9 protein-coding genes are annotated in these 8983 nt (G+C 66.3%); 5 read left to right on the forward strand and 4 right to left on the reverse strand.

Translation table 11 applies throughout. The features are described from left to right. Positions 1-139: 139 nt before the first annotated feature. On the forward strand, positions 140-1603 hold the full coding sequence (locus CKO28_RS25765; RefSeq protein ID WP_437127662.1) for a GMC family oxidoreductase: 1464 nt from the start codon (positions 140-142) through the stop codon (positions 1601-1603). Between the two features lie 227 nt (positions 1604-1830). Then, positions 1831-2226 carry a VOC family protein gene (locus CKO28_RS25770; RefSeq protein WP_200344003.1) on the forward strand — a complete coding sequence of 132 codons (396 nt, stop codon included), beginning with the start codon at positions 1831-1833 and terminating at the stop codon, positions 2224-2226. Here the strand turns inward: CKO28_RS25770 and CKO28_RS25775 are convergent. After that, positions 2198-3394 carry a mandelate racemase/muconate lactonizing enzyme family protein gene (locus CKO28_RS25775; RefSeq protein WP_200344005.1) on the reverse strand — a complete coding sequence of 399 codons (1197 nt, stop codon included), beginning with the start codon at positions 3392-3394 and terminating at the stop codon, positions 2198-2200. The two genes, CKO28_RS25770 and CKO28_RS25775, sit on opposite strands and share 29 nt — an antisense overlap. Before the next feature lie 569 nt (positions 3395-3963). Here CKO28_RS25775 and CKO28_RS25780 point away from each other — a divergent pair. Continuing rightward, a complete protein-coding gene (locus CKO28_RS25780) occupies positions 3964-4317 on the forward strand; it encodes a C-terminal helicase domain-containing protein (protein ID WP_200344007.1) in 354 nt (117 codons plus the stop codon). A gap of 272 nt (positions 4318-4589) precedes the next feature. Here the strand turns inward: CKO28_RS25780 and CKO28_RS25785 are convergent, their stop codons facing one another. Further along, positions 4590-5240: an ATP-binding protein gene (locus CKO28_RS25785; protein ID WP_200344009.1), complete on the reverse strand. Its 651-nt coding sequence runs from the start codon at positions 5238-5240 to the stop codon at positions 4590-4592. Then, positions 5237-6334 (reverse strand): DNA-binding protein, encoded by a 1098-nt coding sequence (locus CKO28_RS25790; RefSeq protein ID WP_200344011.1) that lies wholly within the window; start codon positions 6332-6334, stop codon positions 5237-5239. Before CKO28_RS25790 ends, CKO28_RS25785 begins: the two co-directional genes overlap by 4 nt. 319 nt (positions 6335-6653) lie before the next feature. Between CKO28_RS25790 and CKO28_RS25795 the strand changes: the two genes are divergently transcribed. Both CKO28_RS25795 and CKO28_RS25800 read left to right on the forward strand, forming a co-directional pair. Then, positions 6654-6917 (forward strand): hypothetical protein, encoded by a 264-nt coding sequence (locus CKO28_RS25795; protein WP_200344013.1) that lies wholly within the window; start codon positions 6654-6656, stop codon positions 6915-6917. An 88-nt stretch (positions 6918-7005) separates the two neighbouring features. Then, complete coding sequence (locus tag CKO28_RS25800; protein WP_200344015.1) at positions 7006-7497, forward strand: IS110 family transposase; 492 nt, start codon at positions 7006-7008, stop codon at positions 7495-7497. Between the two features lie 328 nt (positions 7498-7825). Here CKO28_RS25800 and CKO28_RS25805 read toward each other — a convergent pair whose 3' ends face one another. Continuing rightward, complete coding sequence (locus tag CKO28_RS25805) at positions 7826-8854, reverse strand: IS110 family RNA-guided transposase (RefSeq protein ID WP_200344017.1); 1029 nt, start codon at positions 8852-8854, stop codon at positions 7826-7828. Between the last annotated feature and the right edge of the window lie 129 nt (positions 8855-8983).

The raw sequence follows: 8983 nt of genomic DNA on the forward strand, positions 1-8983 counted from the left end.
ACTGGAACCCCTCGGCCATATCCCGCCGGCGGAGGCAGAGGCGAAATTTTTCGAGCTGGACGATCAGGCCGCCATGGCGGCCTGATCGTCCAACCACCGCAGCCTCCGAGAAACCCGGGACACCTCAGGCATCAAGACGGTGCTTCTGGAGGCCGGCAAGCGCCACACAATCGACGAGTTCGTGAACGACGAGTGGGCTTCCTTTTCGCAACTCGCCTGGCTGGACATGCGCACCACGTCGGGCAGCTGGCGGGTGGCTAAGGATTTCGAGAACCTGCCCGCCTGGATCGTGAAGTCGGTTGGCGGTTCGACCGTGCACTGGGCGGGGGCCAGCCTCCGCTTCCAGGAGCACGAATTCGAGGCGCGCACGACCTACGGCGAAATCGACGGGGCCAACCTGCTGGACTGGCCGCTGACGCTACGGGATCTGGAGCCGTACTACGCCCGCGCCGAGGACAAGATGGGCGTAACCCGGACCAACGGCATCCCCGGTCTGCCAGGCAACAACAATTTCAAGGTGATGTACGCCGGCGCTACCCGGATCGGCTACAAGGACGTCCACACCGGGCGGATGGCTATCAATAGTCGTCCGCGCGACGGTCGGCCGGCGTGCATGCAACTCGGCTTCTGCTTCCAGGGCTGCAAGTCGGGCGCCAAATGGTCGACCCTCTACACAGAGATCCCGAAGGCCGAGTCGACCGGGAATCTAGACCTTCGCGCGCAAAGCCACGTCATCCGGATCGAGCATGACCAAGCCGGCAAGGCGTCCGCAGTGGTCTACGTCGACAGGAACGGCAATCAGCAGCGCCAGAGGGCGCGCGCTGTGGCCGTTGCCGGCAACTCGATCGAGACGCCGCGCCTGCTGCTGCTTTCGGAGAGTCAGCGGTTCCCAGACGGGCTAGCCAACTCCTCCGGCCAGGTGGGGCGCAACTACATGCGACACATGACCGGCTCGGTCTATGCCACCTTCAACAAGCCGGTGAACGCTTACCGCGGCACAACCATGGCCGGGATTATCAGCGACGAGTCGCGCCACGCCCCCGAGCGCGGTTTCGCCGGCGGCTACGAGATGGAGACGCTATTCCTGGGCGTACCGTTCATGGCGGCCTTCCTTGACCCTGGGGCGTGGGGCGCGGAATTCGCCGCCGACATGGACGCTTACGATCACATGGCGGGTATGTGGCTGGTCGGCGAGGACATGCCGCAGGAGTCCAACCGGATCACTCTACACGACAGCGTCAAGGATCAGTATGGCCTGCCGGTCCCCAACGTCCACTTCGACGACCACCCCAACGACATCGCCATGCGCTCCCATGCCTATAAGCAGGGCGCGGCGGTGTACGACGCCGCGGGGGCGCTCAAGACGATCGAGACCCCGCCCTATCCGTCCACCCACAACCTGGGCACATGCCGGATGAGCGCGAAGGCGGCGGACGGCGTTTGCAACGGCTTCGGCCAGAGCCACGACATCGCCAACCTGTTCGTCTCCGACGGCAGCCAATTCACCACCGGCGGTGCGGAGAACCCGACGCTGACGATCGTGGCCCTGGCAATCCGGCAGGCGGACTACATCGCCCAGCAGATGCAGGAGCGCGCGATCTAGACCTACCGTTTCCCTTTTGCTGCCGGCGGTCGCGCGGCCGGGTCTCCGGCGGCAGGGAGCTTCGGGACCTACCGGGAACGTCTTGCCGCCTGACCTCTCGCGGGATGGCGAAAATCCGGCCTTGGGTGCCGGCCGGGCGTCGCCTACCCTCAGCGCGTCCGCGCGCCGGCGCGTCTCCCGCGCCGCCGGTTATCCATTCATGTCCGAGGTTTTTGGAGACTTCACCAATGGCGAAACTGGTGCACATGATGATCCGGGTGGTCGACCTGGATCGGTCGATCCGCTGGTACGGCCAGGCGTTCGGCCTGGAGCCGGCCGGGCGGTTCGAATTCGACAGCTTCGACCTGGTCTACCTGCGCAACCCCGAGAACGACTTCGAGCTCGAGCTGACCGCGAACAGAGACCGCAGCCAGCCCTACGAGCTGGGCGAGGGCTACGGCCACGTCGCGCTGGTGGTCGACGACCTGGACGCCGAGCACGCGCGCTTCACGGCCGAGGGTTTCCAGCCCAAGGACATCAAGCAGCTGGAGCACGGCGGCCGGAAGCTCGCCCGCTTCTTCTTCGTCGACGACCCCGACGGCTACAAGGTCGAGGTCATGGAGCGCTACGGCCGCTATCAATAGGCGCGCTCTCCGCGACCGCCTGGGCGCGCGCCCAGTCGACCTCGACGCCGAGGCCTGGGCCCTGCGGCACCAGGGCGCGGCCGTCGGCGAAGCTGACCCCGCCCGAAAGGATGCCCTCGGCCAGGGTCAGGAACGAGACGTGGCCCTCGCAGTCGACCGGGTAGTGGGTCGGGATCGTGCTCGCCAGCTGCGCGCTGGCGCTGTCGCCCAGCAGGGTGAACGGGTTGGTGTCGACGCTGACGCCGATGCCGGCGGCCTCGCAGATCGTCGCGATCCGCATCGATGGGTAGAGGCCGCCGACCCGGTTCAGCTTGATCACCACGCGGTCGCACGCCTCCGCCCGGATCAGCTGCATCACGGCGTCGGGCGCGCGCACCGGCTCGTCGAGCACGACCGGCAGGCCGGCGATCCGGCGCAGCTGGGCGTGGCCGGCGTAATTCTCGTACGCCAGCGGCTGCTCGATCGACAGGTTGGGCCGGCCGGCGAACGCCCGCAGGGCGGCCGCGGCGTCGCCGGCGTTGCGCCAGGCCTGGTTGGCGTCGGCGTCGATCATGATCTCGGGGCCGACCGCGTCGAGCGCCGCCGTCAGCTTGGCGAGCTCGGCCGTCAGCCCGGCGCGCGACCAGCCGTGGGCGAGCAGGCTCTCGCCGACCTTGATCTTGAGCGCCTTGAACCCCTGGGCCGCGAAGGCGCGCGCGCCCTCGGCCATCGCCTCCGGGGTGGCGTGGTAAAGGTTGGTCAGCTGGTCCAGCCGGTCGCGGAGACGCCCGCCCAGGAGCGTCGCGGCCGGGACGCCCAGCGCTTTCCCGGTCAGGTCGTGCAGCGCCATATCGACGCCGGCGCGCGCCGCGTTGCCGCCCGGCGCGGCGCCGGCGTAGCTGCCCAGCATGGCGGCGTGCGCGCCAGCGATGTTGTCCGCCGGCCGGCCCTGCAGCGCCTGCGCGTAGAGCGCCAGCACGGATTCCATCTGCGTGCGTGTCTCGCCCAGGTACCAGGTCTGGGTGGTGGCCTCGCCGTATCCGACGGTGCCGTCCGCTGCGGTGATCCGGACCAACAGCGACGGCAGGGTGCCCGGCCAGACCGAATCCGCGTCGCCGTAGCCCTCCTTGATCAGGCGCGGGGCGAGCGGCACCCAGTCGAGCGCGGCGATGGCGAGATCGGCAGGCATGACGGCGGCCTTTCGGTAAACCGGCTGACGCGGGCGCAGACGTCGGCCGGGAGCGGCCGACACCTGCCGGCAGTTAACCCTGATCAGCCGGCTGCGCCAGCTCAAGCACAGATCGCTGGCAGCACGGCGGACACCACGACGGCTCAGCGGTACTGGCGAACCGCAGCGCGTTGGACGCCGACCAATATAGAAATACCGGGAAAGTTGGTGGAGCCGGCGGGACTCGAACCCGAGACCTCTACAATGCCATTGTACGAGAGCGATCCCTAAGTCGTTGTAAAACGGGGATATGTCCTTTTCATAGGCCCGTGAACTTTGCAAGAACATCCATCGGTAACTAAGCACTACGTGAGCACTCTCTATATGGGGGGTCGAGAGCCGGTTGGTGCGGCTCCCCAATACCGACATCGTAATGGCCTGATCCTTGCGGACTGTGCCGACCAAACGTGTCCGATGCGGGCATGTGACGGTTGGGCCTGCCGCTCTGATACGCGTGCGTTACGGCCTGGCGAAGACGCCAGCGGTGATCAACGGCCAGCCAGACCCCGTCGGCCAAGCGCCAAGCCCTTGTGGACGAGTTTCAGAACGCGGCGCCAGGTTTCGACGTGTTGGTCCTCGCACCGCGCGCCGCGGGGGCCGACCTGACACTGACCGCGGCCAATCATGTGATCCACTTGAGTCGCTTGTGGAACCTGGCCGTCGAAGATCAGTGCAACGAACCCGTCTATCTGATCGGTCAAGACAAACCGGTTACCGTTTACTGTCCAATGGCGCGGTACCCTGCGATCGGCGATCAGTCATTCGATCTCAAGCTGAACGATCTGCTGTGGCGGAAGCGAAGCATGTCCCAGAGTTTGCTCGTCCCGCAGGAGAGCGACAGCGATTACACGACGCTGTTCGAAGAGACGATTGCTGCGGAATAGCGGAGTAGGGTTGCCCATTTCGGCGAATTCGCCTGGGCGTTTCGGTTGAAACCGCCACACCGGGTTCGGTGAATTCGCCCACCCGGTGCCGGTCGCATGAGAGTTCGGGGCGCGGGCCTTCTTGTTACAGCTTAGGGGTGTGGGTGTTCTGGCGGCAAGCTGGATATCGCCCGCACTCGTCCAGGTAGTCCACAGCCACGGGGGACCGCGCGCGCCCATCAGGCGCAGCGCGCGGGCCACTCCGTGCTATGGACCCACCTGGGCGAGCGCGCTCACGCGGCCTCCTCGGATGCCTTCGCGGCGCCGCGCTTGCGCATGGACTCGCCGGTGAGTTCCAGCCGGTGGGCGTTGTGGACCAGCCGGTCGACGATGGCGTCGGCGTAGGTTTGATCGCCGATCACGGCGTGCCAGCGATCGACCGGGATCTGCAAGGCCAGCAGCGTGACCCGGCGGTCGTGACGATGGTCGATGACCTCCATGAGGTCGAGGCGTTGGGCGGCGGTCAGCTCGGTCATGCTCCGGTCGTCGACGATCAGCAGATCGAGCCGGGCGAGCCGGCGGAGTTCGCGCGCCAGCTTGCCTTCCACCCGGGCAGTGGCGAGCCCGTCCAGCAGCCGGGTCAGGCGGGTGTACTGGACGCTGTAGCCCTCGCGCGCGGCCTGGTGCCCGAGCGCGCAGACCAGCCAGGTCTTGCCGGTGCCGGTCGCGCCGACGACCACCACCGGCCGGTGGTCGGGGATCCAGCGGCAGCTCGCCAGCTCGCGGAGGACCGTGCGGTCCAGGCCGCGCGGGGAGTTCATGGCGAGATCTTCAAGACACGCCTGCTGGCAATCAATTCCTGATGCCCGACTGGATGCGTTGGTGTTGAGAGAGGGTAGACGTCGACCGCGCCTCGGAACCGCGCGGCCGACGCGACAGGTCAAGCGTCGCCGCTTTTTGCGTCCGGCTCGCCCCGGTTCGACGCAGCGGTCTTGCTCTTTCTGGCACCCGGGCGCCGAGTCGGGATCAGCTGGGCGAGCCTGTGGTCGAGTTGCTGAGCCGAACGTTCGGCCGCGTCTGCCCGCGCTTCTGCCTTGATCGCCCGAGCCTCCGTCTCGCGCAGCTCCGCTTCCGTCTGAACGCGGGCTTCTTCAGCGGCCGCCTTGGCGTCAGCTAGCTCGCTGGTCCGTCGTTTGAGCTCTGCGTTCTCCTGAGCTGCGTGCTGAAGCTCTGCATGGAGCTCAGAGCAGCGCGCCTCCGCCTGCCGCCAGCCGGTAATCGCGTTGTCGCGCTCAGAGGTAATTGTCTGGCACCGCTCGTGGGCAGCTGCCATCTGTGCACTGGCTTCGCTCGCCTGCTTTTCGGCCTCATTCGCTGCCACGCGAGCTTGATCGACCTTGGCTTCAAGCTCGGCCGTCGTTTTGGAAAGATGGTCAGACCACCGCTCGGCGTCGTCAGCACGGCTGGAGACGTGATCATGATCGCGTTGAAGCTGCTCAAGGTCATTCGTTAGTCGGGCGACCTGGGCCTCAAGCTCCGGAACCTGCTCACGCAGGCTTGCCAGCTCTTCAGACTCCACTACGAGTTGTTCCAGCTCGCTCGTCGCGGTCTGGTGGCGCTCTTGGAGGTCTTGGAGAAGGTGCTGGTAATTGCGCGTGACACGCTCGACCTCTTCGCGGTGGCGACGATTCTCGTTCGATGCCTGTTCATCGAGGGCTCGTGCTACCGCGTTGGAGATCGAGTTGCTGATCTGATCGACCGTGCCCCGCAGTTCGACGATCTGGCGCGCGACGCTATCGGGCAAAGAAGCATCGCCTACACTGCCTGCGTCATCCGAAGCTGTTGTCTCAGCTTCCTGTTCAGCCATATGCGTATCGCGGAGCGGCTTCAGATGTCGCTGGATCGAAGAGTAGCTACCCCCGCCGATCTCTTCGCGAATGGCGTCCTGAGTAATGCGCGGAACGGGTGTCCCGTTCTGACGCAGGCGTTCGAATGCTTCCCTGACCGCGGCCTGGGTCGCCTTGCTCCGTTGACTCATGTCTGTTTGCCTCTGGCGTCCGTATCGTATCGTGTCAGTACGGTACGATACGCAGGTGTATTGACCGCCCATTCGGGCGGCGGTGGCTGACGCGCCAGACTGATCAGGGTATGTGTCCCCCTGCGCGCCGCCAGCGATATGGGGGTGGCTGAGAGAAGTGGGCGGATTGAAGTTTCTGGAAGATTCCCAGGCTCTTTAGAGCCTGTTGCAGAATCGCGCCCTCACGTGGCGCACCCGGTCCGGGTTCGCGTCTTAATTGACTCCGCGACGCGCGTTTGACTCTATCTCAGGTGTAGGCGCAGCCCTGAGGGAGACGGACATGGCGGGTTTCTTCCGCGCCCCGGACCGCTGCCAGCGATACCTTCTGCCGGTTGACATGATGGACTGGTTGCCGTCGGGCGACATCGTCCACTGGGTGGTCGACGCGGTCGAGCTCATGGACCTCTCGGCGTTCGAGGCCGAGCACCGGGTGGGCGGCGCCGGCCAGGCGCCGTTCGCCCCGAAGGTCCTGTTGGCGTTGCTGATCTACGCCTACAGCCAGGGCGTGCGCTCCAGATGGGGTATCGCGGCGGCCACCCTCTGAGATGTTGAGGAGAGGGTGGCGGCCCTCCAGGGATGTTAACACGAACTCCGCAGAGCGGGCTCAAACATTCAGCAGAAGGAGGACCGCCATGACCAAGTATGCCGCGTTCGATGTCTCGGTCAACGACAGCGCGCTGTGCATCATGGATGCCGACGGCAACATCGTGGAGGAGACGAAAGTCGCCAGCGAGGCCGACGCGGTCGCCGAGGCCTTGCGCCAGCACCGTTCGGACATCGGGCTTGTCGGTCTGGAGGCCGGTCCGATGTCGCAGCATCTGTTCGACGGCCTCGCCGAGGCCGGCTATCCGGTGGTGAGCTGCGAAACCCGGCACACCAAGGCGTTCCTGAAGGCCCGGCGCAACAAGACCGACCGCAACGACGCCAAGGGCATCGCGCAGATGATGCGCACCGGCCTGTACCAGGAGGTCCACGTCAAGACGCGCGCCAGCCAGGAGATCCGCACGCAGCTGGGCGCGCGCAAGACGCTACAGCGCCAGATGCTGGACCTGCAGAACAGCATCCGGGGCCTGCTTCTCTATCGCGGCGCCCGATGTCAAGACGGGTGCCCTCTTGGGTGGTGAAGGTTCCGCGAGGGTCATGCTTCTCTTCGTGGTCGGTGCGGAGACCGCCACACCATGGGGTCGGAGATGGGTCGGCGGGTCAATCTCAAGAACGGGCTCTGAGGGGCGGACCCTCAAGACCCACACAGGCTACCGCGGCCTCGCCGTACCCATCGCCCTCGCGGGGCCTCAGTTTCCGCCGCGGCGGAAAAACCGTTGGGGGTCGATGGACATCTAGATGGGCGCGTGCTCCCGGCTTCGGCTCTGGGGACTGCGGCCGGCAGGCGGCGCGCTCATACGGCGCAGAGCCTGCCGGCCGCAGCCCGACGGCTGTTGAGGGCGCCGGGCATTACGCCGCGGCTCCGCGCTGCCACTGGAACGGCGTGCCGTCGCACCACATCCGGTGCAGCACCTCCGCCAGGCGCCGGGCGAGCGCGACCTTGGCGCGGTCCATGCCGCGGCGCTTGGCGATGTCCATCGCCCACGCCTTGAGCCACGACCATTTCTTGGTGTTGAGCAAGATGGCGTTGGCTGCCTCGTAGAGCTGCGTGCGCACCGCGCGGTCGCCGCGCTTGTCGATGTGCCCGACGATGTCGACCTCACCGGACTGGTGGTGCTCGGGCGTCAGCCCGAAGTGCGCGCCCACCGACTTGGATTTGGCAAAGCGCTGTGGCTGGTCGACGCCGGCCTTGAAGGTGAGCGCGGTCAGCGCGCCCACACCCTGGGCCGTCATCAACAGCCGGCAGGTGGCGTCCCGCTCGGCCATCCGACGCAGCCGGCGGTCTAGTTCCTTGAACTGCGCGCGCAGCGTCTCACGCGCCTCGAGTATAGGCTCGATCGCCGCCTGCAGGCCGGGCTCGTCCGCGATCAGCGCCCGGACGCGGGCCGCGAACGCGCCGTCCGAGACCTGACCCACCTTGAGCCCGAAGGTCTTGAGCGTGCCCCGGAGGTGGTTCTGAAGGGCCAAGAGCTGGGTTTGCAGCGTCTTGCGCGTGCCCAGCATCGCCCGGATCTCCAGGCTGGGGCGCGTCTTGACGTGAACCTCCCGGTGCAGGTCCGCGCGCACCATGTGCGCCAGGCCGCGGGCGTCGTTGCGGTCGGTCTTGTCGTCCCAGCTATCTAGGAACTTCTTGGCCTTGCGCGTCTCGCAGCAGACCATCGGGTAACCCGCCTCGGCGAGCCCGTCGAACAGGTGCTGCGAGAGCGGCCCGGCCTCCAGCGCCACCAGCGCCAACTCGCCCCGATACGCCCTCAGCGCCTCAGTGATCGCCGGATACTCGCTCGCCACCTTCATCTCCCGGACGAGCGACCCGTCCGCCTCCATGACGCACAGGCTGCTGTGTTTGACCGAAACATCAAGACCGGCATACTTGGTCATGGCGGTCCTCCTTTCCTTGAATGTTTGAGCCCGCAACATGGAGCTCGTACTAACACTCTCGGAGGGCCGCCACCCTCTCCTCAACATCTGAGAGAGTGGCCCCGCCGCGATACCCCATCTCAAGAACTT

This window comes from Rhodovibrio sodomensis, from assembly GCF_016583645.1.
GTDB lineage: Bacteria > Pseudomonadota > Alphaproteobacteria > Kiloniellales > Rhodovibrionaceae > Rhodovibrio > Rhodovibrio sodomensis.

Coding starts and splice junctions, on each gene's coding strand:
- CKO28_RS25770 (WP_200344003.1), top strand. CDS start 1,831: ATGGCGAAACTGGTGCACATGATGATCCGGGTGGTCGACCTGGATCGG.
- CKO28_RS25775 (WP_200344005.1), bottom strand. CDS start 3,394: ATGCCTGCCGATCTCGCCATCGCCGCGCTCGACTGGGTGCCGCTCGCC.
- CKO28_RS25790 (WP_200344011.1), bottom strand. CDS start 6,334: ATGAGTCAACGGAGCAAGGCGACCCAGGCCGCGGTCAGGGAAGCATTC.
- CKO28_RS25795 (WP_200344013.1), top strand. CDS start 6,654: ATGGCGGGTTTCTTCCGCGCCCCGGACCGCTGCCAGCGATACCTTCTG.
- CKO28_RS25800 (WP_200344015.1), top strand. CDS start 7,006: ATGACCAAGTATGCCGCGTTCGATGTCTCGGTCAACGACAGCGCGCTG.
- CKO28_RS25805 (WP_200344017.1), bottom strand. CDS start 8,854: ATGACCAAGTATGCCGGTCTTGATGTTTCGGTCAAACACAGCAGCCTG.